Genomic DNA, 26,636 nt, shown 5'->3' with positions numbered 1-26,636 from the left:
ATCTCTCTCACTTTACAGAAATATGGATGTTTCCCTGCCGGTCCGTCCGATAGACTGCCGCGCCCGCCTTGGCAAGCCGCCGCAACGCCTCGTCCGACGGGTGTCCGTAGCTGTTTCGACCTGCGCTGACCACGCCGATTTCCGGGCTAAGCGCCGCCAGCAGTTCCTCTCCCGTGGAATATTTGGAGCCGTGGTGGCCCACAATCAGCGCCTCAATATCCGGCAGAGGGTAGGCGGCAAGAAGCTTTTTCTCCGTCCGGGTGTCCATGTCGCCGGTGATGAGCAAATCAAACTCCCCGGCGGTGCACAGCAGGGCAAGCCCGCTGTCGTTGTCGCTGCCGGTGCCCACCGGCGGATAAACCGTTAAAACGCTGTTTCCGATGTCCAGCGTCCGTTCCTCCGTCACCAGTTCCACCGCCGCGCCGTGACTTTCCGCCGCTTCTGGAAACATGATCATAATCGTAATGGCTCAGCACCAGATAGTCAAGCCTTTGGCAGCCCATGCTGAGAAGTTGGTCGGCGGCGTCTCCGCCCGCGCCCTTCCAACTGGCTGAAGAACCGCAGTCCATCAGCGCGAACTGGCCCCCGGAGGCCATGGCGGTGCAGCTTCCCTGCCCCACATCCACCGCCACAATATCCAGCGTGCCCCATGTATAGAAAACCCTGCCCAGTTTCACCGTCACCGTCAGAGACAGCGCCGCCAGCACCGCCGCCACCGCGTATTTGCGGCGGGACTTGGGCTTTCCAAGGTACGCCGCGCCAAACAGGAGGTAGAAGTATACCAGCCAGTATTTCAAAAACGGGTTTGTGTAATACAGCGCGTGGTACGGAATTTTTGCCAGAACCTCCACCACCGCCAGCACATAAATAATTAGTCCCCTTGGAATCAGCGCCAGAAGCACGGCGGGCGCCATCCATGCAAACGACAACAGGACGCAAATCAGCCCCGCCCCGAAAATCACGCTCACCGCCCACAGGCACAGAAGATTGGAAAGGGGCGAAACCAGCACCAGAAAATTGAAATAATACGCCGATAGGGGCAGCGTAAACACCAGCGATCCCAAGGTAGCGGAAATGCTGGCGGAGATGGTCCGAACCACCCGGCCCCGCTCCCTGTCGCCCAGCAAGAAATGATTCAGCCTCGGCGTCATCCACAGCATGCCCGCCACCGCACCAAAGGAGAGCTGAAGTCCGACGGACGCGGCAGCAAAGGGATTTTGGAGTAAAATCAGCAGCAGGGCAAAGCTCAGGGCCGTGGGAGAGTCCCCCTCCCGCCCACATGCGGGCGCAATCAGCAGCAGTGACAGCATCACGCAGGAGCGCACCACCGAAGGGCGCGCCCCGGTGAGAAGCGCATAGAATATCAGAATCGGAATGGCCACGCACGCCGCCGTCCGGCGGTGCTTCTTTCCGATCAGTGCCAGCGTCATCGCCGCCAAAAAAGAACAGTGCAAACCGGACACCGCCATGATGTGGTAGATGCCCGCCTCGCTTAAATCCGTCCCCGCCGCTTCGCTCAGCAGCGTGGCGTCGCCGGTGAGGATGGCGGTCATAAAGCCCGCCGCTTCGCCGGGATACAGCTTTGCAATCTTCTCCCGCATGGCCTGTCCCATCCGGGCGGGCCACCATCGGGGCGAGGCCGCGCTTCCGTCTCCATACGCCGCTTCTCCCCTGCCGTAGGCCAGAAGAAACACGCCCCGGGAGGTAAAGGTCGTCACCTCATCATCCTGTATCTTTGACGCACTTTTCAGCCGCAGGTCGTCCGTCACCGTTTGGCCTGGAACCAGCTCCAGCAGCGACGCGTCCCCGTAATACACGGCCCGCACACCCCACAGGCCCGGAATGTCCGGGCGCACCGTGACCTTTGCGCCGTAAGCCGTCGTCTGCGGATAGTCCGTCAAAACCATGGTCACAGCCGTCAGCTCCTGCTCCGCCAGTGCCTCCGCCGGAGCCTGCACCAAAAGCGCAAATGCCCAATTGTACCCCAGTGCAAAGGACAGGGCCGTGCAGATCAGAACCGCCCGATACCGCGCCGGTTCCCGCAGAAAAAGCGTCAGAACCCCAAAACCCAAGGCCGCAGCCGAACAAAGCAGCAGCAAGCGGTTTGGCAAAAGAACCTGCGCCAGAAAAATCCCCGCGGCAAAGGAGGCCGCCCACGTCGCCAGCTTCCTCATTTCTTTCCGGGCAGCGAGGGCCGGTCGGTCCTGCCCAGAAGATAGTCCGTACTGACGCGATACAGCTCCGCCAGCGCAATTGCCGCCCAAACGGGGATTTCCCGCTCTCCGCTCTCATAGCGGCGGTAGACACTGCGGTGCATATTCAGGTACGCCGCTGCGGCGGCTTGGGTAAGGTCGCGGTCTTCTCTCAGCTCCCGGATACGCCTGAAATACATGGCCTCACCTCATAATGTGGATTATTCTGCGAGTTACGAAGCCTCCACGGCCCCGGTTTTCGGACTGATGATGCACACATAGCTGTTCCCCCGCTCCAGATTCAGCGGCGTTCCGCCCTGCGTGGTATAGACAAAGGGACTGTTTCGATTGGCCCTGCTCCAATGGATGGGAATGGTCTTCCCTCCACAGAAATATGCGCCGTCTCCCTCGCCGGTGGTCCTCACCTTCATCCGCCCGTAGGAATCCCCGGAAATCACGGAGATATTTGTCTCCAGCACCAGCAGGTTTGTCACCGCCACCTGCTCCCCCGTGTCTTTGTCCACATACGGCGCATCATACTGCCCTACAAGGTATTTACGGCTCTGCGCGTCATACTCAAAGGTCCCGGTTTTGTAAACCGAGAACTTTACCCGGACATGCTCTGCCGGTTCGCCGTTGAGGGGCGTTGCGTCGTCCACAAACTTTTGGCTGTAGGTATAATTGGATTTGTGCTCCGTGGAAAAGCGGCCCTTGGCCAGATACGCAAGGATGTTTTCTCCGGAGGTAATCATGCTGTGCTCATAGCCCATGGTCTTTCTCCGTTCCTTGTCCCGCCAGAAAATCTTCGCGTCGGACCCGCCGTTGACTCCGTCCATGTTGTCCACCTTCCATGCAGACAGGTCGGAATACGCCTCGGGGCTGCCCCCGGCGTGGACATACAGCGCGTCGTGACCCAAGGCCAGTTCGATGTAATAGGGGCGGCTGGAGCGGACACTGCCAAGCTCTCCCACCTGCGCCCCCTCCAGCGTCTGGTAAAGGGCCAGCATCCGGGTAATGCCGCCCTCGGCGGTAACCTCGTAAATAATATCCGCCAGAGAGGGGCCAAGCTGCGGCTGGGCCTCCTTGAGATTGTTCAGCATCACCGCCACGGGCCGCAGGGTTTCATACTCCGGTTCCATGGGAAGCCCCGTCAGAGGGTTTGTGCCGGAGGGGACATAGGGCGCCGGCTCTTCAAGCACCTCCGGCGCCTGGGCGGAGACGGCTGGGGACGACTCTGCCGGAGCGGGAGGTTCTTTTCCGCCGCAGGCGGAAAGGCTGATTACGGTCAGAGCCGCGCACAGGAGCGAAAAAAATCGTTTCAATAAACGTGCCGCCTTTCGTCAGCTTTTTCCTTATCATCCCACCACGGGGCCGCTCCGTCAAGTCATTTTGCAGGTTTGCTCTGTACAAACCGGTCTAAAGCAGCTATAATAGGTCGTAAGAGACAGCGCCTTAGCGGCGCAGGGAGGTGGTTTCATGGCCGGACACGGCTTTATTCACGATCATCTGGAGATTAAATTTCTGATTTTGTACATCGCCGCTCGGGTCATCGAGCCGGTGCCTTTCGACGCGGTGCTGGAGCTGACGCTATGCGATGACGCCATTGATTATTTTGACTTTTCCGACTGTCTTGCAGACCTTGTAAAGACACAACACTTGACGCTTTCCGACGACGGTCTATACGCCATAACCGAAAAGGGGCAGAGAAACAGCGAAATCTGCGAGTCCAACCTGCCCTATTCCGTCCGCCTGCGGTGCGACAGGAATCTGTCCGACTACAACCGCCGCCTACGGCGCAAAAGTCAGGTACAGGCCTCCTCCGTGCAGCGGCCCAACGGAACCTGGACGGTGGCCCTGTCCCTGTCCGACGATATGGGCAGCGTGATGGATATGGAGCTGATGATGGTGCGGGAAGACATGGCCAAGGCAGTTGAAAAGCGTTTTCGCCAAAGCCCTGAACGGCTGTACGGCCAGATTGTGGACTTACTTCTTTCCGATGGGCAGGATGAAAAAAGCGAAAAATAATTAAATAATCATAAAAGTGCTTGAGGGAGTTAATTCCTCAAGCGCTTTCTTTTTCCCGGCTGTTGATGATCTTTTTCCAAAAAACGCGTAGATTGGGAAAATAAACAAGGGCAGGCGCGGTTATTCCGCGTCTGCCCTCTTTTATCAGCGGCTCAAAAATGCGAGATTCTTGTCCGTTACGAAATTCTGTACGCTGTAACTCACAACGATGCCGTCCACCCCGTTTTCCCGGGCATACTCCGCCGAGGACAGATGGTAATACCGGAGGTCCAGCAGGTGGACCTCCGCAAAGGTCTGCGACAAAAATGGGGCCATGGCGTCGGCATAGGAGTCCCGTATCAGCAAAATTTTGCGATCCGTGGCGGCGTTTGGATTTTTGACGATGCACACTGGACGATTGCCCCCCAGAAACGAGGAATATTTATCCTTCTTCGCAAGATACGAGCGGTCATACAGCGGCAGGCTTTCCATTCCGCTCTCCTGCGGGTCGGCCACTGTCACGCCCTCCTCCGGGACGTAATACTCCATGGTGTCCGGCGTCAGCCAGTGGATGCCGGAGGTGGAATACAGGGTTCCGTTAAAGTCTGTACTGACTGTTTCTGGTGTAAAGCAATCTACACTTACAGCCTCTTCATTCAAAGCCTCACACAGGGCAGTGTAGCCGTAATACGCACCCAGACTGGTCCAGTGGTGATCCGTGCGGTAAAAAAGCTTCTCTCCCGCCCGGCCTTGAAGCACGGAGAGATAATCCACCCCGGAAACGCCCGTTTCTTCCAGCGCACTTTGGATAAACGCGCTCTGATTCGGAACCCGCGCACCGGCGGGCAGTCTGTTCCCCCAGATTTCCGACGCGGTGGGAATCAGCCCCAGATACACAGGGACCTCCGCCGTTTCCGCCAATACGGAAACATATCCAAGATTTTTTTCCGCCTGTTCCCCCGGCTCGTCCCCCCGGTTAATCAAAGTATCCCCGCACAGGTATACGCCCCGGAACTCAGACTTTCCCAGAAGCTGCTCCGTCCGGGCCTTCAGGCCCGTCCAGCCGTCCCGCCCCGGAAACTGGTCTGCGATATAGTCCTCCGCGTCCGTCATAAACGTTCCGTCCGCAACGCTTGCCGCGGTGAGGTCAGGGCGCTTTGCCAGCGTCCGGTTCTCATCCTCGGACCACGCCCGGTCCGGCAGCGCCAGATGCAGCACCCCAATGCCAACCGAAAATGCGCAGAAGAGGGCGGAGAGGAACATCCCGTATTTTTTCGTCATTCCCTCACCCCCTAAAAACGGAAATACAAAAATGGATTATAACTGTTGTCCACGAGATACGCCGTGCACACCGTCAAACCCGCCAGCATCAGCAAAGGCGCAGCAATTTGCCGTCCCCGCTCCGGCAGACGCGCCCACAGGCGCAGGCCCAGCGTGGTGGATGCAAGGGCCAGAATCACAAGGGTCAGGCCGTAGCTTCTCAAAAGATACCCATCTCCCGCACTCCACAGTGTCCCGCCGCCGAAGCAAATTTTCAAATACGCGGCGCACCGACCCAAATCCTCAATGGCAAACAGACCCCAGCCCACGGCGGCAATCATCAAAGTATAAATTCGCTGCACCGCTGCGGGCGCACGACTGAGCGCGCCGCCCAGTACGTATTTCTCCAGAATCAGCCAAGCGGCAAAATACTCACCCCAGAGGAGGAAATTCCAGCTTGCCCCGTGCCAGACGCCCGTCAGCGTCCAGACAATCAGGATGTTTCTAAGGGTCTTCCACTCCCCGCCTCGGTTGCCGCCCAAGGGGATGTAGACATACTCCCGGAACCACCCAGTCAAAGACATGTGCCACCGCCGCCAAAACTCCGTGACGGATTTCGCAAGATATGGGTGGTCAAAGTTTTCGGGGAAATTAAAACCGAAGATATACCCAAGGCCGATGGCCATATCGGAATAGCCGGAAAAATCGAAATAAATCTGGAGAGAGAACGCTGCCAGCCCCAGCCAGCCCCCCGCTGCCGTCAGCGTCCCGGCGGACTGGGCCGCCATCTGCGTCTCCCACAGCACGCCCACAGAGTTTGCCAACAGCACCTTTTTCGCAAGACCCACAGTGAACCGCAGCGCGCCCCGGGCAAACCCCTCCGCCGTGGTGCGGCGGGAATTTAGCTCCAGCGCCACCTGCTTATACTTTACAATAGGCCCGGCGATCAGTTGGGGAAACATGGTGACAAAGGTTCCGAAGGCCACAACGTTTTTCTGCACCGGCGCGTCTTTGCGGTATACGTCGATGGTATAGCTCATGGTCTGGAACGTGTAGAAGGAGACGCCGATGGGCAGATGCACGTTCAAATCCGGCAGGGCAAAGCCCGGAATCAGCGAGAGATTCGCGGCAATAAAATTATAATACTTAAAAAAGCCCAGAATCAGCAGATTAAAAATTACGGACTGGGCCACAAACCACCGTGCCTTTTTATCCTCGTTCCGGTATTTTTCCACCAGAAGCCCGTGAGTATAGTCGATGGCGGTGGACAGGAGCATAATGAGGACGTAAATTCCCTCTCCCCAGCCGTAAAACAGCAGACTCACCGAAAGCAGCACCAGATTCCGCCACTTCAATGGGACGGCAAAGTACAGCGCCAACGAAACAGGAAGATAAAAAAACAAAAACACAGGACTGCTGAATACCAACGCGGCGCCTCCTTTCTATATGCAGGGAAATGGCCGCGGCTTGAAACCGCGGCCGGACAGCGCCGCCGTTCAGGACGCGAACAGCGCGTTATAAGCTTCGGTCAGTTCTTTCTGGTTTTCCCCGGAGACGATGAGGGCGGCGTAGCTTCCGTTGACGGACACCTGCGCGTTTTTCCACGTCTCAATGGTGCTGGGATACCACGCCCCGCCGTCCACCTGATCGTCCATCCGCTGCTGAAGGATGTCCTTGGCGGCCTCCGCGTCCTCCGGGGAATTGAACTCCATCAGCACCAGCTCCTCCGCCGTGGCGCTGATCATGACCGAGCGGGCAATAAACTGCTTTGTCTCAATGTCTTTCAGTCCCGGATAGTAGATGTCCAGCACGTCTTCAGGCGTTTCCATCATGTTCTCGTCGCTCCAGTTCAGCTTTTCGGCCATAGAGTCGTAATAGGCGGTCAGGTCCGGGTGCTTGTCCCCGGTTTCTCCGCAGGCAGTCAGTCCCATCATCAGCACAAGCGCCGCCGAAATTAAAAATAACAGCTTTTTCATAGCAATGTAATGTTCCTTTCATTTTCCCGGTCGCAGCCGGAAGTCTCACTTTGTAAACGGATCAAATGGGAAAAATGTTCCCGTCATAATGCTGGATTTTCTTAGGCACACCTCTTATGGCGGATGGCGTTCATCCTTGATTTTTTTGCTTTCCAGAGGTATGATAGCAGAAACGGCAGGCGATTTCAATGGATATTGCTGCAAAGGACGCATCTGCCCGCAATCACGAAAACCAAGACCCCACCAACCGCCTGCGCACCGATTTTTTAATCATAGAAAAGAGGAACTTTATGTACAGCTTCCGCAACGATTACAGCGAGGGCGCACACCCCGCAGTGCTGAAAGCCCTGACCGAGACAAACGAAGAACAGACCCGGGGCTACGGCCTGGACCCCCGCTGCACGGCGGCAGCGGAAACGATTCGCAGTTTGTGCGCCGCGCCGGAGGCTGACGTGCATTTCCTTGTGGGAGGCACGCAGGCAAATATGCTGGTGATTCACGCGCTGCTCCGCTCCTTCGAGGCAGTAATTGCGGCGGACAGCGGCCATGTCTCCACCCACGAGACGGGGGCGGTGGAGGTCACCGGCCACAAGGTCTGCACCGTTCCCTCCCCCGACGGGAAGCTGACCCCGGCACTTGTGCGGCAGGTGCTGGACGGACACGATGGCTCGGAGCACATGGTTCACCCCAAGCTGGTCTACATCTCCGATACGACGGAGGTTGGCACCGTCTATACCAGGGCGGAGCTTTCCGCCTTGCGGGATGTTTGCCGGGAGCGGGGACTGTACCTGTTTTTAGACGGTGCTCGTCTTGGCTCTGCCCTGACGGCAGAGGGCAGCGACCTTGCGCTTTCCGATCTGGCGGCGCTTACCGACGTGTTTACCATCGGCGGAACGAAAAACGGCGCGCTGTTTGGCGAAGCCGTTGTTATCTCAGGAGGCTGCAAGGCGGCAGACTTCCGTGCCTACATGAAGCAGCGGGGCGCCATGCTGGCAAAGGGCCGCCTGCTGGGCCTTCAGTTCTCAGCCCTGCTGGAGGACGGACTGTATTTCAATCTGGCCCGCCATGCCAACGAGATGGCTCAGCTTCTGCGCCGGGGTATCGAGGCGCTTGGTTACGGCTTTGCTTCCGACTCCCCCAGCAATCAGATTTTTCCCATTTTCCCCAATACGGTGGTGAACGGTCTGGAGCGGGGCTATGCGTTTGAGTACAACGGCCCCGCAGGGGACGGCCTGACCGGCATCCGTCTTGTGACCAGCTGGGCCACCCCCCGGGAAGCTGTAGATCGGTTTTTGCAGGATTTGGCCGCTCTATGAGTATATAAAACTCCCCCTGCCGATTTGTGGCAGGGGGAGTTTCTTTCTTTAGGAGGCAAATCCGAAATACCGCATAATGCCGTTATAAATGCCCTGCGCGAACTGATACTGGTTATCCCGCAGCTTCTCCATGTCGGAGGGATTGGACACGTACGCCATCTCCACCAGAATAGAGGGCATAGTGGTCCTGCGCAGAACATACAGAGACGGCCTTGCAATCACGCCGTTGCGTTTTGTGCCGACGGCTTCCACGATCCCGTCCAACACAGCCTCTCCCAACCAGTTGGACTGGGTGTAAAGCTGATAGATGTAGACCTCGGAGCCGTTAATTGCGGGGTTGGGGTTTGCGTTGACGTGGATACTGATAAAATAATTGGCGGGCCACTCGTTGGCCATGCGCACCCGCTCCGCAAGACTGGTTGAGTTGTTGGTGCCAAGAACCGTGTCGGGCGTGGGCCGTGACAGGCGCGCTTCAAAGCGGGGATCACTGTTCAGCATCTCCGCCAGATAAACGCCCACCTGATACGTAACGTCCTGCTCGTCAAGCCCGTACCAGGACGCGCCGGTATTGTGATAGCCCGTCGGGTTGTGCCCCTGGTCAATAAAGATCTTGATTGCCATGCTAACACTTCCTGTTCCATGATGAGGTAATATCCCTGTATCAGCATCATATTCACCGCCGGGGTCGGAAGTGCAAAGCAGCGGGACCGGGCCTTGCGCCCCCCCGCATTGTTAAACCGGCGGAAAAGCGGAGGGAGGCAAATCCTGCGGATTCGCCTCCCGATCATACATATATACCGCCCGTTTCTCAAACGTGCTTTTGCGCCGTCAATATTTTCCCGCGGTCATTTCAGTGCGGGCGCCGGGAATTTCCCGAACCTTGCTTTGGTGAACTTCGCCGGGCTCGTCCCCATCGTCTTTGCCGAGGGGCTGCTGCGCCGCACCCTCCCACAGTCTGAATTTTTGGACCTCCTGACGCAGACTGACCGCTTGTGCGGACATCTCCTCACTGGTGGCGGAGTTTTCCTCCGCCGTGGCAGCGTTGGTCTGCACCACGGAGGAAATTTGGGAGAGTCCTTCCCTGATCTGCTCAATGGCTCCGGTCTGCTCCGAGATAGACCGCTCGATTCTTCCAAAGCTCTCCGTTGCCTCCCGGGCCGCCGCGTCCACATCCTTGAGAATCTGTGCGGTCTGATTTGTCAGCTCCGTTCCCCGTGCAACCGTGGACACAGAATTTTCAATCAGCTCCGCCGTTTGCTTGGCGGCCTCGGCGGATTTTCCCGCAAGGGTCCGCACCTCGTCCGCCACCACCGCAAAGCCCTTGCCCGCATTACCAGCCCGGGCGGCCTCAATGGCGGCGTTCAGCGCCAGAATGTTGGTCTGGAACGCGATATCCTCGATGACCTTGGTAATGCTGGCAATCTGGCTGGACGCGGAGGCGACACCTGCCATGGCCTCTGTTAGCTGCTCCATGTGCCGGTTTCCGGCGGTGACGCCTTCGTCGGACTTGCGGATGGACTTTGCCGCAGAATCCACCATGTCCAGATTCCCCCGGGCTTGATCCGAGATGTGCTCCACCGTGGCGCCCAGCTCCTCCACGGCGGCGGCCTGCTCTGTGGAACCGCTGGCAAGCTCCTGCGCCCCGGCGGAAACCTGCTCGGAGCCGGTGGACACCTGCTCCGCCGCAAGGCCTATGTTGCTGAGCGTATTGCTGAGCTTGTCCCGCATCTTCCGGATGTTATCCAGCATGGGACGGTAGTCACCCACGTAGCTGTCCTCCGCCTGAGAGTCCATGGCAAAATTGCCGTCGGCAAATGCCTCCAGCTCCCGGGAAAGATCGCTGATAATCGCCTTCAGCGTGTCGGACATTTTGCGGGAGGATTCGGCCAGCACGCCGATTTCATCTCTGGAATCCACGGCGATATGAACGTCAAGATTTCCCTCGGACAGCTTTTCCGTGGCCTCCACCACCCCTCGGATGCGCCGGGACAAATTTCGAGCAATCAAAATCCCGATGAGCACCGCCAGCACCACGCCGATTGCGATGGCCACACTCATGACAGCCTCGGTCACCTTCACCTGCCGGTCCATTGTCTCAACCTGCTGGACGATATACGCGTTATTATAGTCGATGGCAGCGTCGATGCTCTCGTCAACCGCGGTGCGGTATGGAGCGACCTCATCGGTCAAAACGGCATAGCCCTCCATCCAGTTTTCGACATCCATTCCGGATCCGTTCACAAATTCATTCCGTATTTTCTGAAACGCCTGAAGCCTTGACTCCATTTCGGCAATCAGCGCCAGCTCTTCTTCAACCTCTGAGGCATCATATTTAACCAGCATCGCCTTGTAATTCGCAAGCGCCTCTTCAATTATACTGTCGATATCAGAAAGCTCGGCTCGGACTTCCTGTTTTTCCTGCTGCGTTTCCACCAGCAAAAGCTTATAAAGGTCGCCTCGGATTTTTTGGTTGGCAGAGCTGATTTTCTCAAGACATTCCAGCGCGGCAGTCGAATCCTGATAAGCGGTTTTATAAGACGCGTCCACACCCTCCAAACTAAAAATCCCAATCGCACCGATGATGCCCGCAATCAGTGCCACAATTAAAAACCCACCCGTGACCTTTGTTACAATTTTTAAATTTTTATACCATTTACCCATATATTTTTCCCCTTTATCTTTTTAAAGTTGTTCCCGTTCATTCATTGCGCCGCAAGGGTGCGTTGTCTTTTGTTAACTCGCCTCTTTTCTTTTTAGATGTGTGCTTTCCTTAATTTTGGAATGCATGCATTCCAATTTTATCATATACAATACGATAAAATCAACAAAAGTATTTAAAGGATTTTTAAATACTTTCGGAAGGGGGCTTATATGTCGGAGAAACTCAAACAGGACATTTCCATGGGAACCAATTTAAAGCGGCTTCGAAAACACGCACGGCTCTCTCAGGAGCAGGTCGCCGCAAGCCTTGAGCTGATGGGCTTATCCATCAGCCGGGAGGTTCTTTCGCAAATGGAGCGGGGCCGCTACAATATCAGAGTGAGTGTCCTGCTTGCCCTGAAAGAGCTTTATCATGTGGAAAGCTTTGATGAATTTTTTCAGGATCTGCACCTGAAATAGCCCCGCTTTGCCGCCGTTCCTCACCGGCATCCTTGCGGGCGCCGGGATATAAGCAAGACCGTCCGCTGTATGCATGCATACAGCGGACGGTCTTATTTTTCAGCAGCACGTCTGTCAGGGCGTTTGAAAGCGCCTTAGCCCTCGTGGCAGCGGGTTCCCGGCGTAAATCGGGGCTTTGTTAATCTTCGATGTTAAATGCATGTCGCTCTCCGGCTTCTTACTGCAAGTCTGCGGCAAATACATGCTTGTTTTACGTAACGGACTGTGCTGCCGTTCGGCCCAGCTTCCAGCCGATGGACTGCTGTCGCATGCCGATGAAGTCGGCATAGCGCCCGCCCTGTTCCATCAGCTCACTGTGGGTTCCCTTCTGGGCGATGTGCCCGTTTTCTATCACCACAATTTGGTCTGCGTTGCGAACGGTTTTCAGCCGGTGGGCAATCATGATAACGGTTTTGGACTTTGTAAGCTCCGCAATCGCCTGCTGAAGCAGCCACTCGTTTTCTGGGTCTACGTTGGCAGTGGCTTCATCCAGAATAATGATAGGACTGTCCTTGATGATCGCACGGGCAATGGAAATGCGCTGCTTTTCCCCGCCGGAAATGCTGGCTCCTCCCTCTCCGATCACCGTGTCATAGCCGTGGGGCAGCGCCATAATAAAGTCGTCGCAGCAGGCACGGCGCGCCGCGGCGCGCACCTCTCCCAGCGTAGCGTTGGGCTTGCCGAAGCGGATGTTGTTGGCAATGGTGTCGTTAAACAGGTACACATTCTGGAACACCATGCCGTAGTTTCGCAGCAGGCTGTCCAGCGTGTATTCCCGCACATCGCGGCCCCCCAGCGTGATTCTGCCCTCATTTACATCCCAGAAGCGGATGATGAGGTTGCACAGGGTCGTCTTTCCTCCACCGGAGCCGCCCACAATGGCCAGCGTGGAGCCCTGCGGAATATCGATGCTCACACCGTCGATAATTTTCCGCTTGTCATAGGAAAAGCCCACGCCTTCCACCGTAATATCGGTATTTTCCGGAGAAATGTCCGCCCCGTCTTCATCCATCACTGGCATATCCAGCGTGGCGTTGATGTTGTCGATGGCCAGCGCCGCCGTGCGCATGAGGGCGGACATATTTCCGCCGGTTGCCAGCTCGTTATAAACCATGGCCGATGCAATACACATCATCAGCGCATTTTGCAAAGACATGGAGCCGTCCAGATAAAACGCGATGGAGCATCCGACGATGGCAAGCCCCGCAAGCTTTGCGACAATACCCTGCAACGACATCAGAGGAATAAAGGCCCGCTCCATTCGATAGGAGACGGTGTTTTCCTCGTCGATGGCATCGGCCACCTTTTTATTGGCGTTGCCGCTCAGATTATAGGACTTGATCACCGCAATGCCCTGCACATACTCCAAAATGGCCTCCACCGCGCCCTCCACGGATTTCAGCTTGCGTCCGCTCATCACCTCGCCTGCCTTGTGCATCCGGCTGTTCACAAGAAGGAACAGCAAAAAGCCCGCCAGTGTCACAAGCCCGATGCGCCAGTCGAAGGCAAACAGCATGAGCGTGATCGCCGTCGTGGTCATCAATCCCTGCACGGACAAAACCATACATCGGGTCAAGGTTTCCTGAAGGCTTTCGCAGGTATTGGTGGCGACGTTTGTAATCTGCCCCAAATTGCGCTGATTAAAAAAGCCCATGGGCGCGTAGCGCAGCCGTTCGGCAAGCCGGATGCGCGCGCCCGCCGCCGTGGTATAGCCCGCCCGGGTCTCCAGTTGGATGGAAAAGCAGTTGCAAAAATACGCGCCCAGCATCCCAGCCAGCACGATGCCCATGGAAACCCATGCGGTTTTTTTGCTTGCGCTGCCGTCCAAAATTGCACCCAGCGCATAGGATGCCGCCAGCAGTGAAAACGCATTGAAAAAGCTCTGGAAAAAGCCAAACACTAGTGCTGCCATCATTTTTTTGCGCTGATCTCCCGCAAAATCAATGAATTTTTTGATATAGCCAAACATTACCGCACCTCCAAGGCGTCTTTTGCGCCGATATGAGTCTCCCACAGCCGACGGTACAGGCCACAGTCCTCCAGCAGCATCTCATGGGTGCCCGCCGCTTCAATTTTGCCTCCGTTCACCACGATAATCTGGTCGGAATCCGTGATGGTGGACAGTCGGTGAGCCACCACGATCAGGGTCTTGCCCTCCACCAGCTTTGCCACCGCACTTTGAATCACAGCCTCGTTTTCAGGATCGGTATAGGCGGTGGCCTCGTCCAGAATCACGATGGGCGCGTCCTTCAGCATGGCCCGTGCAATGGCCAATCGCTGCCGCTCTCCGCCCGAGAGATGTCCGCCCGCGCTGCCCGCCACGGTGTCATACCCGTTTTCAAGCTGCATGATAAAGTCGTGGCAGCCCGCGGCGCGGGCGCAGTTCTCTATCTCGGCGTCCGTGGCTCCGGGGCGGCCCTTGCGGATATTCTCGCGCACCGTCTCGTTAAACAGGAAATTGTCCTGCGAGACGTAGGCAATCATGGCATTGAGCTGCTTCAGGGGAATTTCCCGGATGTCCTTGCCACCGATGGAAATACTGCCGTAGGTGACGTCCCACATGGAGGCTATCAGACGGGCAATGGTGCTTTTCCCGCTGCCGGAGGGGCCAACCAGCGCGTTCACCGTGCCCTCCTGGAAGGTGAAATCCGTCCCGTGGAGTACCTCCACATCCCGATAAGCAAAGCGCACGCCCTTCCCCTCGATATCAAACCGGCTGAGCGCCGCCGCCTTTTCCGGGCGCATCAGCTCCTCTTCCTCCAAAATCTCGTTAATCTCCCCCACAATGGTGCTGATTTTCCCAAGGTCGTCCGAATAACTCATGGCGCCGATGAGGGGCGTCATCATGCCGAAGCTGAGCACCACAATCATCACAATGTCATTCACAGCCAGCGTTCCCTGCAAATAATACAGCACACAGGCGGGCAGAACGCTCACCAACACCGAGGGGATAATCACCATGGCGGCGGAGAAAAAGACCTGAGTATCCTTCATCCAGTCAATGGCGGAGTGGGCGGAATCATGAACCGCGTCGGTAAACTTCTGATAGGTTTTAGCGGTCTGACTGAAGGTTTTAATGACCTCAATTCCGTTGATGTACTCCACGGCAACGGCGTTGAGATGCTTTCCGGAGTTGACATACCGACTGAATTTCCCCTGATAGCCCGCCATCATCCCCGTCATGGCCAGAAGACCCACCGGCAGCGTGGCAAGGGACCACAGGCCCACCCGCCAGTCCAGAATGAGAATGTAAACGAGAATGACCACCGGGGCCAGAAGCTTACTGGTCATCTCGGGCACCAGATGAGCAAGCGTCGGCTCGATGCTGTCCACCCGCTCGACAATCAGGTTCTTCGTCTCACCGCTGGGGCGGTCCATCACCCGGCCCATGGACATCCGCGCAAGCTTTTCGCACATCCGCTTGCGCACGTCCGCAATGACGGTAAAGGTGGCCTTGTGGGAAACAGTGGTGGACACGGCATGCAGCAGATAGCTTACAATCCAGAACACAGCCGCCACTCCCAGCCACTTGGCGTAAGCCCCCGCCGCCTGCTCCTTTGCAATCAGAAGCGTGACAATCCGGCTGACTGCGTAATACGGCACAATGGCGCACAGCACCTCCAGCACCGCCGTAAGCACCGAGGCGACGTATCGCCCCCTGTATGGCGCAGCCCACTCAAAGAGATAGGAAAACGGCCCCCGTTTTTCTTGATCCTGCTTATTCATTTGAAATCTCCGTCCTTTCATCCCGGTCAAAATAGCGTCGCAGCCTTTGCTGCTCCGCTTCGTCCAGCGCATACTGCTCCGCCGCCCGGCCCCGCTCTAAACGCAGCACATAATCGCAGCAGCGGACAATCAGCTCCGGGTCGTGGGTAACGATCAACACGGTGGTTTTTCCACCCAAAGCCGCCAAAAGTGCGGCGGTCTTCTCCATATGGTAAAAGTCCAGCCCGCTGGTGGGCTCGTCAAACACCAGAAACTCCTTCCCCGCCAGAAGTGCGGAGGCAATGGCAACCCGCTGCTTCTGTCCGCCGGACAGGGACATTGGGTGCCTTTCCCGCAGGGCTGTCAGCGCCAGCGCGTCCATGACCTGCCTAAGCTCCGTCTCGTCGGTCCCGGACATGCCGAGGCGCAGCTCCTCCTCCACGCTTTCACAGAAAAGCTGATGGTTTACATCCTGCATAACAAGGTAGCTTTTTTTCAGCATCTGCCTGGGGGAATAGGTTTTTTCCCCGAAAACACACGCGCCGCCAAAGCCCCGCTTCAAACCGCACAGGCACTGTGACAGCGTGGATTTCCCCGCGCCGTTGCCTCCCACCACCGCAATCACGCCGCCTTTCGGCAGCTTTGTTCCGGCAATGTCCAGCGCCGGAGGCCCCCCGCCCCGATAGCAATAGCGAAAGTTCTTCAGGGCAACCGTTTCCTCCGGGCAGGGCCGCGTCCGCACATTGCGAATATCCGCAAGTGAAAGGGCGCGCAGGCCAAGGCTTTGCAGTTTTTCCAGCGAAAAGCGGCGAAACTCCGCCATGGGCAGGTCGTATTCCACCTGCCCGTCCCTTAGATACACCACCCGGTCGCATAGGTCCGTCAGCCAATGAAGACGATGCTCGGCAATCACAATCGTTTTGCCCTGGGCCTTCCACAGCCGAAGAGTGTTTTTCAAATCTCCGATGGCCTGCATATCCAGGTTCGAGGTCGGTTCGTCCAGCACAAGGACCTCAGGCCCCATGGCGGACACGGACGCGCAGGCAATTTTCTGCTTTTCTCCGCCGGATAATTGAAAAATGCTCCGTCCCAGCAAGTCCTCCGCGCCCATCTCCCGGGCGGAACGCACTGTCCGCCGCTCAATCTCCTCGGGTGGCAAGCCCATATTTTCACATCCGAAGGCCAACTCGCCCGTGGTATCCACACAGAAAAACTGGCTGCGCGGGTTTTGAAACACGCTGCCCACCAATTGCGCCGTGTCATACAGCTCGGACTCCGCCACATCAAGGTTTCCAATCCGGACGCTGCCGGAAAGCGTTCCCTCGTAATAGTGAGGAATCAGACCGTTCACCAGCCGGGTGAGCGTAGTTTTTCCGCAGCCGGACCTGCCGCACAGCAGCACGCACGCTCCCCGCTCAATGTGTAGGCTGACCCCGCAAAGGGAACCGGAGCCGGCATTTTCATATTGAAAGTCGACATTTTTTAGTTCAATCATGGTCCGCTCCTCAAATTACACCCAGATGGGAAAGCGCCACGGCGGCAAAGCAACACCCGCACAGGGCAATGACTGCAAAATCCTGCATTTCAAATCCAATGCGACAGATGTTGGTTCGCCGGATTTCACCGCCCAGCCCGCGGGTCAGCGCCGCAGCCGACAGCTCCTCTCCAATTTTGGCCGAGCAGGTCAGAAGCGGCACAATACGGTATTCCAGCATTTTTCCGGGACTTCCCCCGCCAAGGCTGATGCCCCGCATCCGCATGGCGGCGTTGATGGCGGAAAACTCCTCGCCCACCGTGGGGAAAAAGCGGAACATCACGGACATTGGAATCGTAATTTTTTCACTGACATGCATGCGCTGCATGGCGGCGGTAAACTCGCTGACCGTGGTGGTGGAAACGACATACGCCCCCAGCGCCACGCCCGGCATCACTCTGCTGAAAATACCCACGCTGCCCAGCACCAGAAAATGGGGAAATCCCGACAGGCGCGGCAGCAGCAGAATGGCCGCCAAATTGGCGGCTGCATAGACCGCAAGATAGATTGCCGCCGCCCGGTACTTTCCCGCCGTCAAAAACAGCACCAGCACCACAAGGCAAAGGATCGGCACCAGAAACGGCAGTCTGTCGCCCCCCAGTCCCCCCAGAACGAAGGTGGATACCGTAAGGAGCAGCAAAAGCTTCGTGCGGGGGTCCAATATCAGTCCCCGCCGCTGTCTGCTTGCCTGAAGAATACCCTCGCCCATCAGGCAATCCCCGCCTTGATAAAGTGCTTTTTCAGCATGGCCCGGCCCAGCAGCCCGCCCAGAACACCGAATACGAAGCAGCAAACCAGCAGCGCCGGATTCATCACGGGAGGCAGCAGCGCCGTCAGCGCCGCCTCATAGTCTGGCCCAAACTCCGCGCGGGTGGCAAAATAGCCATCGGGATTCGTAAACAGAGGGATAAAGTTGCCCCAGATCCAAACGTGGAAAAACCCACAGACAAACACGGAGCTGCGTGCCCGGCTGTAATTCGCCCGCTTCCACAAAAGCTCCGCAATCAGACCGGAGACAAGCGCCACTGGCAACGCATAAAAGCCCATGCCGGTCAGCGCCATCATCATGCCCATGATGGCGCTCATAATGAGAATCATGCCAAATTTTTTGACCTTGGTCAGAAACAGCATGAAGGGTATGCCGCCTATAATCGGCCCGATGACGCACAAAAGAGGCATCATCACCGGTATGTAGCCCGTCATGGCAAGCGCCATAATCATCACAAAATAGATTGCCGAGTAAATACCTGTGTTAATCAAATCTTTTCCGGTCAGGCGGCCGGAGCTTGCGCGAGAATGAAGAGTGGACATCACAAAAAACCTCCTGTTAATTTTAGCAGCGCGGTTAGTATATGCTAACTTTTATCCAAAAAATTAAGACGCCTACCTTAATAACTCCTCCCATCCGGCCATGCTGAAGCGCTTGGCACTGTCCAACACGGCGACAGCCTGTTCATACGGCAGGTCATGGGATACGCACTCCACCAGATACTGAAATCCGGAGGTGGCATTGATATGAAGAAACATATCCTCAATTCGCCGCCCGCTTTTTCCGAAAGCGTCGCAGTAAATACGGTAGGCATGCTCCTCCACGGCAATCAGCTCCTCCAGATACGAGGCCCAGCGCGTTCCCTCTGAACGGCAAAAAATCAACCGAAACGCTTCAAAATGCGCGTATACATACTCCAGCATCCAATCCGTTCCCGAATACGCCGTTTCCTTCATATGGACAAAAGTAAGCTTGGGCAGGGCCGCCTTGACATCGGTGTGAATTTTGCGAAACCGGTCCAGCATCTCCGCCCCCGGAGCCTGCACCAACGCGTCAAACAAAACCGCCTTGTTGGAAAAATGATTGTACATCGCCCCGGTGGTCACGTCCGCGGCCTGCGCAATACGGCGAATATTGGCGCTCTGATAGCCGCACTCCATAAATTCCTGCTTGGCGCATTCCAGAATGCGCGTTCGGGTCATCTGTGAATTCACACTCATCTTATCGGCACACCCTTACCAAAACTGATAACAATGTTATCACTTTACTCCGAAAAGTCAAGACTGATTTAGTCTTTATTTTACCCGTCAATAGGAGATGGCGGGTAAAACGCACCGCCATTCCCTTCCCGCCGTACTTTGGTACAAAGGCTTGACAGCAAAATCAAACAGGCGTATCCTGTGACTGTAATATCAAATTTGGTCATACGGTGATTATAATGGCAGTGGCTTTTACACAACAGGAAGAAGCGATTATCCTCCGTCAACTCCGCCACGCAGCGCGGGAAAGTGCCGTGTCCCTTGGCGTACGTCGCACCACGGTGGATGCACTGGCGGCGGCGGCCGGAATCTCCAAAGGTGGGTTTTACAAATTTTACGCCTCCAAGGAACTGCTCTTTTGGGATGTTTTGGAGGATATGCACGCCGAAATTTACGGGGAAGCCGCGTCGGTTCTCTTCAAAAACACCGATCTCTCCCCTGCTGACCGCGCCTCAGAGGCGGTTTTGTCCGCCTGCCGGGCCATGGAGCGCTCCGGGATGATGGCCTTTGTGGAGCGGGACGTCGCGTATCTTCTGCGCAAAGTGCCGGAGGACTATCAGAAAAACCACTATCACAGCGACGAGGTCCACGTCCGGGAGCTGCTGGAATCGGCAGACCTTGCGCCCGTAGGCGGCATGGCGCTGGCCTCCGCTGTCGTGCGGGGTCTGATGCTCACCATCTCCCATCAGAATGAAATCGGGACGCTGTATCCGGACGTTCTGGAAACATTGGTGCGGGGCGCTTGCGGCCGGTTGTTTTCATAAAGCCGTTTTCTGCAAATGGCTTTTGGGTTTCCGAGGCTAGCCGCTTATAACTTTGTCTTGCGTATTTTAAAAGGAGGCCTGTGTCATGTATCTGCCCGACGTTTCTTTTTCCCGGGGAAGCTATGCCCTGGGCGGCAACTCCAGGCTGGTGCTGGACACCGCGTTCGACCGGCTGATCGGGCTGAACAGAAGGGACGGTGAGGAACTATGAACACGCCGGATACAAACGGGCTTCGTTTCTGGCAGCGGGTGGCAAAGCTATACGCGCCGTTTATGAAAAGCTCCGGGCCGCTGTACGACAGAATTACCAGACGCTGTCTCCCCTATCTGTCTGCCGACATGGCCGTGCTGGAGCTGGCCTGCGGCAGCGGGCAATTGACCTTCCGGTTGGCAAACAGGGTTGAGCGCTGGGAAGCCACGGATTTTTCCGACAAAATGGTTGCCGAAGCGCAAAAGCGCGCTTCCCTGCCAAACCTCACCTTTACGGTGCAGGATGCCACGGCTCTGTCCTATCCCGACAGTTCCTTCGACGCGGTTCTCATTGCCAACGCTCTGCACATCATGCCGGAGCCGGATAAGGCACTTTCGGAAATCTGCCGCGTGCTGAAACCCGAGGGCCTTCTGCTGGCCCCCACCTTTGTCTGGGCCGGGAACAGCGGGCATCGGTTTCGGGCAAAGCTCATGGATTTGGCAGGGTTCAAGGTGCTGCACCGTTGGAACGCTGCGGCTTTTTCAAAGTTTTTGGAGCAGCGGGGCTTTTCTACGCTGGAGCGGGATGTTTTGCCCGGCGGAGTCAGCCCCCTTTGCTGTCTGATTGCAAGAAAATCATGAGGTGGAATGCTTCATGGCACACCAATCGGTCCGTCAGGCCTATCAGGCGCTTGGGAAAGATTCAAATGCCTACGATGAAATGATCACCTGATCCACGGTGTTTGGAAGGGCCGTCTGCCGTCTGGTCTGGGATATGGGAATAGTATCCAAAAGACGGACAGGGGGTTCCCTGTCCGTCTTTTGGCTATGAACTTGCATCGACTAAACGAACATCTGATCCGAAAAGGTCCTTACCGGTCATATTATCGCGCTGTGTCTTAACCTCCGACGTATTACCAATTATAGCGATTATTTCAGAGGCTACCCGCTTATTTCAAATATGCCAATCAGTAAGAGGTGGTCATCGCGCCATCGCAGATGAACGCCTGCCCGCTGACACTGCCACATCATCAATCAGCTTCTTGATGCTGGCGGCGTCCCTTACATCATAAAAAACTGTATAGGGACGGTTTCCTGTTTCCTTTTCAATCTCCGCCTGCGCGGTTAACAGGTCTTCTTTATAAGCCTCCGCATTGCAGATCACCGCCTGCGCGCCCTCACGCGCCGCTTCCGCGGCGATTCCTTTGCCGATACCGGCAGCGGAGGATAGGCAAACAACCACTTTGTCTTTCAGTCCCAGCTCCATGAAAAAACCGCCTTCACAAAACATGAAATATTGCAAAAATTCGAGCAAACTTTATCTAAACACATAAATATCCCTGCTATTTGACTGGGGTTGCAACATGAATTTTCGGCCTTAAGGCCAGTCGGCGATGACGTCTGCTAAGCCGGTTGGCGTAACAGTTCCGTTTGCCAGCATGTCAATCAGGTCTAAAATGCGCTGGGGGTCTTTCGTCAGGCCGGGAGACATGGAATATGTATTCCTTCCCATTTCACTGATTCTTAGGCCATAGTTACTTATATTCTCCGACCGCTTCTCTACCAAAATAAAATAATGAAGCGTTAAGGGTTGTCCATCCTCCGTATGAGTCTGCCGTGTCGTAATCAGGAACTCCTTCATAGCACTTACCTCCTCCAATATTCGGTAAAAATTCATCATAACGGATAGCCATGAATTTGTGTGAGGTAGTCCATCTGTTATTATCGACTGACCTTTATCAACAACCGTTGAGAAGTGTTGGGACATTGTGTTTACTGGTGCTTTTATGTTTGCGAGAAAATAAGCGCTATTCAAAAATAGCAGCCAAACATTAAGAAGATGGTAAAGCTTTTGGAGAGAAGCATTTTTTGATGCTTCCCTCCAAATGAATGATCAGTCTTTCATTTTCGCAGGATCACCCATGAAGGCAATTCTGTTAGTACACAGCAATGCTAAGCTGCCTTCGGAGAATCGTATCTAGTATCTCTTCCTTTTTTGTATGGGCCTCATAGAAATCAATGGGATCTATTCTCCAGAACTGTTTGACCCGCCGCATAAAAAAACCATTGAAAATACAAGTCGACAAAAAAGATAATTGTCAATATTTCGCGACTGAAGCTGCATGGGATCAGAAAAAAGGAATTGGTATTAGTGAGCGTATCCATCAATGATAAACCAATCCATGAGGATATATAGTTTAGGCCATTCCCTTTCCAGAATTGTTTTTTCATTTTGTTCCTGCCGCAAATATACGCTGATAAACAAACTGGAACACCAACAATGCATATCTGAACAGGGAAAAGCCAACCGGGGCGATTAACCTGGTGAAGAATCTCTAACCAAATTGAAACAAATATTCCAGGAAAGCAGTAAAGTAAAAATACTATCCATTTGCGATCTAACATAATATTACCAGTTTACGCTGTGTGCTGCTGTTGCGCGATTGTACGCTTTATATGTGTCGTCCGTTCCATACAAATTGATACTACGAAGACTATCTATCATGTTTTTTCAGCACCATTCATTAAATCATTAAACAGCTACTTCCATAAGAGGCGGCAACCATTGCCTTCTGATAAACAATAGGATTGGATGTTTTCTCTGTCCCCCGTAAAATGTGGAATAAATTTTATACTTCGTGGAGGGAAGCATCAAAAGTGCTTCCCTCCAACTGAATCATTGCATATTATCAGGCTTTGAAAACACTTGTACTGCCGTACAGCGTCTCGCTTCCGCTGCTGTCCTTTGCATAAAGCGCATAAGATACATAATAATTTCTGCCGGAGATTCCTTTATATGTCACGCTTACAAAAGCTTCAATACTATTTTTTTTGATAAAGCCGGTAGTATTGTCGCTGGTATAGGTTTTTACATTGCTATAACTGCCGTTAGGTTGCTGTTCGTAAATAGCAAAGCTTTTGACCCCAACTTCCTGCATGATTCGCTTCGCATTGACGTCGGATTCCACGGTGATATTGCCACCTCCTGCGGAAATAGGCACCACATCAGTATATGCAAAAAAATCACTGGCAAGCACCGCCGCATTGACCGTAGGAACCATCAGAACCAAAAGGAAAACGCAAGAAATCGTGATATTAAAGATACGGCGAATTGTCTTTTTCATAGTGGTTACTCCCCATAAATAGAATCCACCATCTTTTCCATTTCTTCAACAGTAAAGCTTCCCTGAATAAAACACTCAGTGTCTTCGTTTATCCACGCCGCGCCGCAGGTGCTATTATTGCTCATGATGTAGTGGACAATTCCGCTGGATTCGTATTCTAAGACCTCTTGTGCGTCTTTTTGATAGACACCGGTGTATTCCGACGGAATATTGTCATAGGTCTGAATACGAATGCTAAACAAACCATCCTCAGAATCATAAGTCCCCAAAATTCTAGTTCCATTTGCACGTTCTACGATGCTGATATCACCGTTTACTTCCGTGTTCTCCGGCGCCCATTTAGGAACCGATGGAATATCCGTTACGGCCAAAACCGCCGCACGAAGCTCCTCAAACGGGTCATCGTTGGAAATAACAGACATATGGCTATCGTCCTCAGGAGTTCCTACGGATATGAAGCCAAATGTTTCCACCGTCCAGTTTGCCAGCGCTTGAAAAAAATTAGCGCCAAAGGCTGATTCGGTACCGCATAAAATAACAATCAGTGCCGCCGCAATCGCGGCAACTCGAAATACACGGAGTCTTTTGGGAGGTCTTCCCTTGTACTGGATCTGGTTAAGATGGTCAGATGAGTGCGGTTCACAAAAATTGTCAGACACGAAAGAATTGGATTTTCCTTGATAATTTTCCTTAAAATCATTCCATGCCTCGTCCACATCCACACACTCTGCGGCGGATGTTTCGGCTTCTCTTTTTTGAATCACCTCCATAATTTCCATAATATAATCTACATCCGGTTCGCTGCCGGATGGTGCAACGAAATCTTGTAAAAGCAGCTTTTCCAATTCTTCTGTTGATAGTTGCTCCAAAGGCGGATATAGTGCTCTTTTATCATCTGGCATTCTCGCGAACCTCCTCTGTCATGTAATGTGGTCCAAAAGGCAAAAGTTCACATAAAGGTAAAAAATTTTTTATAATTTATATTCTCTTTGAATTCGCTCCTTGATTCGCTTAAGACGCATAGCCAACGCTGATTTTTTTAAATTGGTTTCCTCGCAAAGTTCAGCATAAGTAAAGCCATCCATATAAAATCGCTTCAACAACAGATATTCGTCTGCAGAAACAATCCCCAACAACTCCATTTTTAAGGAGAGTGTTCCGTCAGGAGCAAACGGATCTTGCTCCGATATCTGTATCATCCGTTTTACCCAAAGTCTATCTTCGTTCAATGCTTCCAGCACCTTGTAATAAAGCGCTCGATAAAGCCAGCCGGTCGGAGATTTACTGGAAAACAAGTCTTCCCGCGCCTCCCATGCAAATGTGAACATCTCCTGCACAACTTCCTCCGCTCGTCCGCTGACGGAACAATGCCAAAGGCCGTGACTTTGCAGAGTTGATTGCGCATAACGGAGCAAGCCGGCATATTCGATTTTATAAAGCGATTCGAACCGAGTTTCTTCCTCATCCGTCCATGTCATTTTCAAAGTTACGTCCCCTCTCCCATCCAATTTTGAAAGCTATCTTTGCCTTCCCGATCCGGCACTTCATAGCCGCAGGCAATCAAGAAGCTCCAAAAAATTTCTTCAGCAGCATTTTCTTAACCTTCATTCAAAACGGCAAGCAGCCCTTTCAGATACTGCCGCTCTATTGGAGACATTGCGCCAGTTAAGACATAGTCCGTGTTAATATGAAGCACCGTGCAAATTTTGATAATGCTGTCAACGCCCATACCCTAGGCGGCACGTTCAATACAGACATAAAACGGGATCGACAGCCCGGCGGCTTCAGCCGCTTTTTCCTGTGTCGGCCCATTTCCTTTTGTCTTTTGCTAATATACCTTCCTATCGTCACTTTCAAATCACAGCTTCTGTTGGACACAATACCGCTCCTTCAATACCTATGGATATATTTTAGTTAGGTGGTTTTTTATTGTTACATTTAGAATACATTTTATCAAATTTTCAATCTAAAAGAAACCGTCTTGGTAAAATTTACTTTTTCATTATTCTTATCAAAACTCAAAAAATGCGTTTTAATTTAAGCTGTTGACAAAGACCAAATTTTTCAGCGCGCCACCAGTTTCAGGGCATAAAAAGGTACATACCTTTTAATACCCCTTCAATTCTGTTTTTCTGCATTTTCTGCCGACGAAACTACAATACCAAATCGGAATTTACACCGATGTTGGTAAAGCCATGCCGAGGTAATGCTACTATTACAATCGCCTTTTAATTAATAGCCCACCTTGTTTAAGTTCGCAAAAAGGCTGTAACAATTTTAATTTCAATGGTGCAAACAGAAATAATAAATATGCATAGTTAGTATGTTATTTAAGAGGGTGTAAATGTTATGAATGCAATTTTTGATCGTATGCTGCGCGGCAATTTCCGCTGTGGACAAATGCTGAATTCTCGGACCATCGGTATGAACAAATGTTTCGGCATTTCAGCCGGCCACTTGTTTTAGGCAGGATGATTGCCTTTTCGTGCCATGAGTCCGGGAGTTTGTTAACCCCCGGCTTTTTTATATAAAAAAGCACCTGCGACCGCTGTGTGAAAGCAGCGCATCGTAGGAAACTCGAAAGGAATGAGAAGTGAAATTTATGATGGAGGAGAAACGGGTTTCCAAGAAGCAGGCAATTTCAAACGAACAGCTTCGCCAAATTCAGCGGGTAGCTGAAAACATCGGTTATGGGTCAATTCATCTTGTGTTTCAGGATGGGGTTATGGTGCATATTGACCGAAGTGAAAAAATTAGAGTTTTATAAATAAGCTGATTAAATCGACTGGACATACCAGAGGTTTTACATAGCGGGAGTATCCCGCTATGTATGCCTCTGTTTTTTTGACTCAAAACTTCGTCAATTACATGAGGTATTTGCATACATGGGGAAACTCCGGTGTCGTGCACCGGAGGAGATAGGAGAAGAATATGGCAAAGTGCAAACTTAGCTGTTCAAATTGCGCCGTGCTGGCGTACCGGCTAAAAGTGAGGAGAAATATCCAAAGTTTTGCCTGACAGCCGGTGCAAATCCCACGCGGGTGAAAGAGGTGCTGGAAATTTATCAAAATGATGAGGAATCCGGCGAGATATCTCGGGTTTCAGCTTGTATTGAGGGTGAATTTTATGGCCGCTTGACCCGCGAGGAAGAGACGGTTGAGTTCATCAAGCGAATGCACTACAAAAAGATTGGGATAGCATCCTGTGTGATATGCTCCCTTCAAAGTAGACAGCGGAAATAAAAAACCACTGAACGTGGAGAAGAGAGCATTTTCATACCTCACAAAGGAAAACTACCACCAGAAGAAAAAGTTGAAATCGTTCAAGAGTACATCGCCTTTTACAATAACCGCAGATTTCAAGAGCGCCTGGGAGGATTAGCTC

General features: G+C 53.6%; 28 protein-coding genes. 8 read left to right on the top strand and 20 right to left on the bottom strand.

Translation table 11 applies throughout. The annotated features are described in order from the left end of the window. Positions 1 to 7: 7 nt before the first annotated feature. From RTU96_RS09750 to RTU96_RS09735, 4 genes are read right to left on the bottom strand one after another with little or no spacing between them, the layout of a single operon-like run. A complete protein-coding gene (locus tag RTU96_RS09750) occupies positions 8 to 349 on the bottom strand; it encodes a hypothetical protein (protein WP_312636397.1) in 342 nt (113 codons plus the stop codon). Then, positions 288 to 2,174, bottom strand: coding sequence for a ComEC/Rec2 family competence protein (locus RTU96_RS09745; protein ID WP_312636396.1), 1,887 nt, complete (start codon positions 2,172 to 2,174; stop codon positions 288 to 290). Before RTU96_RS09745 ends, RTU96_RS09750 begins: the two co-directional genes overlap by 62 nt. After that, positions 2,171 to 2,392 carry a helix-turn-helix transcriptional regulator gene (locus RTU96_RS09740; RefSeq protein ID WP_312636394.1) on the bottom strand — a complete coding sequence of 74 codons (222 nt, stop codon included), beginning with the start codon at positions 2,390 to 2,392 and terminating at the stop codon, positions 2,171 to 2,173. Before RTU96_RS09740 ends, RTU96_RS09745 begins: the two co-directional genes overlap by 4 nt. Before the next feature lie 33 nt (positions 2,393 to 2,425). Further along, complete coding sequence (locus tag RTU96_RS09735) at positions 2,426 to 3,514, bottom strand: DUF3048 domain-containing protein (RefSeq protein WP_312636393.1); 1,089 nt, start codon at positions 3,512 to 3,514, stop codon at positions 2,426 to 2,428. A gap of 154 nt (positions 3,515 to 3,668) precedes the next feature. On the opposite strand from RTU96_RS09735, the gene RTU96_RS09730 reads away from it, so the two are divergent. Continuing rightward, positions 3,669 to 4,217: a DUF4364 family protein gene (locus RTU96_RS09730; RefSeq protein ID WP_312636392.1), complete on the top strand. Its 549-nt coding sequence runs from the start codon at positions 3,669 to 3,671 to the stop codon at positions 4,215 to 4,217. Between the two features lie 144 nt (positions 4,218 to 4,361). On the opposite strand, the gene RTU96_RS09725 is transcribed toward RTU96_RS09730, so the two are convergent. From RTU96_RS09725 to RTU96_RS09715, 3 genes are all read right to left on the bottom strand, one after another. After that, a complete protein-coding gene (locus RTU96_RS09725; protein ID WP_312636391.1) occupies positions 4,362 to 5,477 on the bottom strand; it encodes a DHHW family protein in 1,116 nt (371 codons plus the stop codon). An 11-nt stretch (positions 5,478 to 5,488) separates the two neighbouring features. After that, the gene (locus RTU96_RS09720) at positions 5,489 to 6,883 is read right to left on the bottom strand and encodes an MBOAT family O-acyltransferase (protein WP_312636389.1); all 1,395 of its coding nucleotides are present in this window, start codon (positions 6,881 to 6,883) and stop codon (positions 5,489 to 5,491) included. A 69-nt stretch (positions 6,884 to 6,952) separates the two neighbouring features. After that, positions 6,953 to 7,432, bottom strand: coding sequence for a DUF4358 domain-containing protein (locus RTU96_RS09715; RefSeq protein ID WP_312636387.1), 480 nt, complete (start codon positions 7,430 to 7,432; stop codon positions 6,953 to 6,955). 290 nt (positions 7,433 to 7,722) lie between these two features. Here RTU96_RS09715 and RTU96_RS09710 point away from each other — a divergent pair, with 290 nt between their 5' ends. After that, the gene (locus RTU96_RS09710; protein WP_312636487.1) at positions 7,723 to 8,748 is read left to right on the top strand and encodes an aminotransferase class I/II-fold pyridoxal phosphate-dependent enzyme; all 1,026 of its coding nucleotides are present in this window, start codon (positions 7,723 to 7,725) and stop codon (positions 8,746 to 8,748) included. A 48-nt stretch (positions 8,749 to 8,796) separates the two neighbouring features. On the opposite strand, the gene RTU96_RS09705 is transcribed toward RTU96_RS09710, so the two are convergent. Then, positions 8,797 to 9,369 (bottom strand): N-acetylmuramoyl-L-alanine amidase, encoded by a 573-nt coding sequence (locus tag RTU96_RS09705; protein ID WP_312636385.1) that lies wholly within the window; start codon positions 9,367 to 9,369, stop codon positions 8,797 to 8,799. Positions 9,370 to 9,576: 207 nt separating this feature from the next. Further along, positions 9,577 to 11,409, bottom strand: coding sequence for a methyl-accepting chemotaxis protein (locus tag RTU96_RS09700; RefSeq protein ID WP_312636384.1), 1,833 nt, complete (start codon positions 11,407 to 11,409; stop codon positions 9,577 to 9,579). A gap of 210 nt (positions 11,410 to 11,619) precedes the next feature. Here RTU96_RS09700 and RTU96_RS09695 point away from each other — a divergent pair, with 210 nt between their 5' ends. Continuing rightward, positions 11,620 to 11,868, top strand: a complete 249-nt coding sequence (locus RTU96_RS09695; RefSeq protein ID WP_312280936.1) for a helix-turn-helix transcriptional regulator — start codon at positions 11,620 to 11,622, stop codon at positions 11,866 to 11,868. Between the two features lie 250 nt (positions 11,869 to 12,118). Here RTU96_RS09695 and RTU96_RS09690 read toward each other — a convergent pair whose 3' ends face one another. From RTU96_RS09690 to RTU96_RS09665, 6 genes are all read right to left on the bottom strand, one after another. Beyond that, the gene (locus RTU96_RS09690) at positions 12,119 to 13,876 is read right to left on the bottom strand and encodes an ABC transporter ATP-binding protein (protein WP_312636383.1); all 1,758 of its coding nucleotides are present in this window, start codon (positions 13,874 to 13,876) and stop codon (positions 12,119 to 12,121) included. Then, positions 13,876 to 15,633: an ABC transporter ATP-binding protein gene (locus tag RTU96_RS09685; protein WP_312636382.1), complete on the bottom strand. Its 1,758-nt coding sequence runs from the start codon at positions 15,631 to 15,633 to the stop codon at positions 13,876 to 13,878. Before RTU96_RS09685 ends, RTU96_RS09690 begins: the two co-directional genes overlap by 1 nt. Then, positions 15,626 to 17,107, bottom strand: coding sequence for an ABC transporter ATP-binding protein (locus tag RTU96_RS09680; RefSeq protein WP_312636381.1), 1,482 nt, complete (start codon positions 17,105 to 17,107; stop codon positions 15,626 to 15,628). The genes RTU96_RS09685 and RTU96_RS09680 overlap by 8 nt, the downstream gene beginning before the upstream one ends. 10 nt (positions 17,108 to 17,117) lie before the next feature. Beyond that, a complete protein-coding gene (locus tag RTU96_RS09675) occupies positions 17,118 to 17,855 on the bottom strand; it encodes an energy-coupling factor transporter transmembrane component T (protein WP_312636380.1) in 738 nt (245 codons plus the stop codon). Further along, complete coding sequence (locus tag RTU96_RS09670; RefSeq protein WP_312636379.1) at positions 17,855 to 18,457, bottom strand: MptD family putative ECF transporter S component; 603 nt, start codon at positions 18,455 to 18,457, stop codon at positions 17,855 to 17,857. Before RTU96_RS09670 ends, RTU96_RS09675 begins: the two co-directional genes overlap by 1 nt. A gap of 72 nt (positions 18,458 to 18,529) precedes the next feature. Next, a complete protein-coding gene (locus tag RTU96_RS09665; protein ID WP_312636378.1) occupies positions 18,530 to 19,135 on the bottom strand; it encodes a TetR/AcrR family transcriptional regulator in 606 nt (201 codons plus the stop codon). A 218-nt stretch (positions 19,136 to 19,353) separates the two neighbouring features. Here RTU96_RS09665 and RTU96_RS09660 point away from each other — a divergent pair, with 218 nt between their 5' ends. From RTU96_RS09660 to RTU96_RS09650, 3 genes are all read left to right on the top strand, one after another. After that, the gene (locus RTU96_RS09660; protein WP_312636377.1) at positions 19,354 to 19,938 is read left to right on the top strand and encodes a TetR/AcrR family transcriptional regulator; all 585 of its coding nucleotides are present in this window, start codon (positions 19,354 to 19,356) and stop codon (positions 19,936 to 19,938) included. A gap of 85 nt (positions 19,939 to 20,023) precedes the next feature. Continuing rightward, positions 20,024 to 20,149 (top strand): hypothetical protein, encoded by a 126-nt coding sequence (locus RTU96_RS09655; RefSeq protein ID WP_312636375.1) that lies wholly within the window; start codon positions 20,024 to 20,026, stop codon positions 20,147 to 20,149. After that, positions 20,146 to 20,769, top strand: coding sequence for a methyltransferase domain-containing protein (locus tag RTU96_RS09650; RefSeq protein WP_312636374.1), 624 nt, complete (start codon positions 20,146 to 20,148; stop codon positions 20,767 to 20,769). The genes RTU96_RS09655 and RTU96_RS09650 overlap by 4 nt, the downstream gene beginning before the upstream one ends. A 340-nt stretch (positions 20,770 to 21,109) precedes the next feature. Here the strand turns inward: RTU96_RS09650 and RTU96_RS09645 are convergent, their stop codons facing one another. The 5 genes from RTU96_RS09645 to RTU96_RS09625 all read right to left on the bottom strand — a co-directional run bounded on the left by RTU96_RS09645 (position 21,110) and on the right by RTU96_RS09625 (position 24,736). Further along, positions 21,110 to 21,394, bottom strand: coding sequence for an SDR family NAD(P)-dependent oxidoreductase (locus RTU96_RS09645; RefSeq protein WP_312636372.1), 285 nt, complete (start codon positions 21,392 to 21,394; stop codon positions 21,110 to 21,112). A 111-nt stretch (positions 21,395 to 21,505) separates the two neighbouring features. Then, complete coding sequence (locus RTU96_RS09640) at positions 21,506 to 21,808, bottom strand: DUF6514 family protein (RefSeq protein ID WP_312636371.1); 303 nt, start codon at positions 21,806 to 21,808, stop codon at positions 21,506 to 21,508. Positions 21,809 to 22,817: 1,009 nt separating this feature from the next. Next, positions 22,818 to 23,252: a hypothetical protein gene (locus tag RTU96_RS09635; protein ID WP_312636370.1), complete on the bottom strand. Its 435-nt coding sequence runs from the start codon at positions 23,250 to 23,252 to the stop codon at positions 22,818 to 22,820. A 5-nt stretch (positions 23,253 to 23,257) separates the two neighbouring features. Then, positions 23,258 to 24,154, bottom strand: a complete 897-nt coding sequence (locus RTU96_RS09630; protein WP_312636369.1) for a DUF4367 domain-containing protein — start codon at positions 24,152 to 24,154, stop codon at positions 23,258 to 23,260. Between the two features lie 69 nt (positions 24,155 to 24,223). Next, positions 24,224 to 24,736 carry a sigma-70 family RNA polymerase sigma factor gene (locus RTU96_RS09625; protein WP_312636368.1) on the bottom strand — a complete coding sequence of 171 codons (513 nt, stop codon included), beginning with the start codon at positions 24,734 to 24,736 and terminating at the stop codon, positions 24,224 to 24,226. A 1,118-nt stretch (positions 24,737 to 25,854) separates the two neighbouring features. Between RTU96_RS09625 and RTU96_RS09620 the strand changes: the two genes are divergently transcribed. Both RTU96_RS09620 and RTU96_RS09615 read left to right on the top strand, forming a co-directional pair. Continuing rightward, positions 25,855 to 26,019: a YezD family protein gene (locus RTU96_RS09620; protein ID WP_312636367.1), complete on the top strand. Its 165-nt coding sequence runs from the start codon at positions 25,855 to 25,857 to the stop codon at positions 26,017 to 26,019. Between the two features lie 193 nt (positions 26,020 to 26,212). After that, positions 26,213 to 26,494, top strand: coding sequence for a DUF1847 domain-containing protein (locus RTU96_RS09615; RefSeq protein ID WP_312636366.1), 282 nt, complete (start codon positions 26,213 to 26,215; stop codon positions 26,492 to 26,494). The last annotated feature ends 142 nt before the right edge of the window (positions 26,495 to 26,636 follow it).

It is taken from the genome of Oscillibacter sp., from assembly GCF_032018205.1.
Classification (GTDB): domain Bacteria; phylum Bacillota; class Clostridia; order Oscillospirales; family Oscillospiraceae; genus Oscillibacter.
This window is presented reverse-complemented; position numbering and strand designations above follow the sequence as displayed.

What these genes read in the sequence shown, in the direction of transcription:
- RTU96_RS09740 (WP_312636394.1), bottom strand. Translation starts at nt 2,392, where the DNA reads ATGTATTTCAGGCGTATCCGGGAGCTGAGAGAAGACCGCGACCTTACC.
- RTU96_RS09670 (WP_312636379.1), bottom strand. Translation starts at nt 18,457, where the DNA reads ATGTCCACTCTTCATTCTCGCGCAAGCTCCGGCCGCCTGACCGGAAAA.
- RTU96_RS09620 (WP_312636367.1), top strand. Translation starts at nt 25,855, where the DNA reads ATGATGGAGGAGAAACGGGTTTCCAAGAAGCAGGCAATTTCAAACGAA.
- RTU96_RS09745 (WP_312636396.1), bottom strand. Translation starts at nt 2,174, where the DNA reads ATGAGGAAGCTGGCGACGTGGGCGGCCTCCTTTGCCGCGGGGATTTTT.
- RTU96_RS09715 (WP_312636387.1), bottom strand. Translation starts at nt 7,432, where the DNA reads ATGAAAAAGCTGTTATTTTTAATTTCGGCGGCGCTTGTGCTGATGATG.
- RTU96_RS09660 (WP_312636377.1), top strand. Translation starts at nt 19,354, where the DNA reads ATGGCAGTGGCTTTTACACAACAGGAAGAAGCGATTATCCTCCGTCAA.
- RTU96_RS09685 (WP_312636382.1), bottom strand. Translation starts at nt 15,633, where the DNA reads ATGAATAAGCAGGATCAAGAAAAACGGGGGCCGTTTTCCTATCTCTTT.
- RTU96_RS09680 (WP_312636381.1), bottom strand. Translation starts at nt 17,107, where the DNA reads ATGATTGAACTAAAAAATGTCGACTTTCAATATGAAAATGCCGGCTCC.
- RTU96_RS09635 (WP_312636370.1), bottom strand. Translation starts at nt 23,252, where the DNA reads ATGAAAAAGACAATTCGCCGTATCTTTAATATCACGATTTCTTGCGTT.
- RTU96_RS09690 (WP_312636383.1), bottom strand. Translation starts at nt 13,876, where the DNA reads ATGTTTGGCTATATCAAAAAATTCATTGATTTTGCGGGAGATCAGCGC.
- RTU96_RS09700 (WP_312636384.1), bottom strand. Translation starts at nt 11,409, where the DNA reads ATGGGTAAATGGTATAAAAATTTAAAAATTGTAACAAAGGTCACGGGT.
- RTU96_RS09665 (WP_312636378.1), bottom strand. Translation starts at nt 19,135, where the DNA reads ATGAGTGTGAATTCACAGATGACCCGAACGCGCATTCTGGAATGCGCC.
- RTU96_RS09710 (WP_312636487.1), top strand. Translation starts at nt 7,723, where the DNA reads ATGTACAGCTTCCGCAACGATTACAGCGAGGGCGCACACCCCGCAGTG.
- RTU96_RS09655 (WP_312636375.1), top strand. Translation starts at nt 20,024, where the DNA reads ATGTATCTGCCCGACGTTTCTTTTTCCCGGGGAAGCTATGCCCTGGGC.
- RTU96_RS09725 (WP_312636391.1), bottom strand. Translation starts at nt 5,477, where the DNA reads ATGACGAAAAAATACGGGATGTTCCTCTCCGCCCTCTTCTGCGCATTT.
- RTU96_RS09640 (WP_312636371.1), bottom strand. Translation starts at nt 21,808, where the DNA reads ATGATGAATTTTTACCGAATATTGGAGGAGGTAAGTGCTATGAAGGAG.
- RTU96_RS09695 (WP_312280936.1), top strand. Translation starts at nt 11,620, where the DNA reads ATGTCGGAGAAACTCAAACAGGACATTTCCATGGGAACCAATTTAAAG.
- RTU96_RS09675 (WP_312636380.1), bottom strand. Translation starts at nt 17,855, where the DNA reads ATGGGCGAGGGTATTCTTCAGGCAAGCAGACAGCGGCGGGGACTGATA.
- RTU96_RS09630 (WP_312636369.1), bottom strand. Translation starts at nt 24,154, where the DNA reads ATGCCAGATGATAAAAGAGCACTATATCCGCCTTTGGAGCAACTATCA.
- RTU96_RS09730 (WP_312636392.1), top strand. Translation starts at nt 3,669, where the DNA reads ATGGCCGGACACGGCTTTATTCACGATCATCTGGAGATTAAATTTCTG.
- RTU96_RS09645 (WP_312636372.1), bottom strand. Translation starts at nt 21,394, where the DNA reads ATGGAGCTGGGACTGAAAGACAAAGTGGTTGTTTGCCTATCCTCCGCT.
- RTU96_RS09705 (WP_312636385.1), bottom strand. Translation starts at nt 9,369, where the DNA reads ATGGCAATCAAGATCTTTATTGACCAGGGGCACAACCCGACGGGCTAT.
- RTU96_RS09650 (WP_312636374.1), top strand. Translation starts at nt 20,146, where the DNA reads ATGAACACGCCGGATACAAACGGGCTTCGTTTCTGGCAGCGGGTGGCA.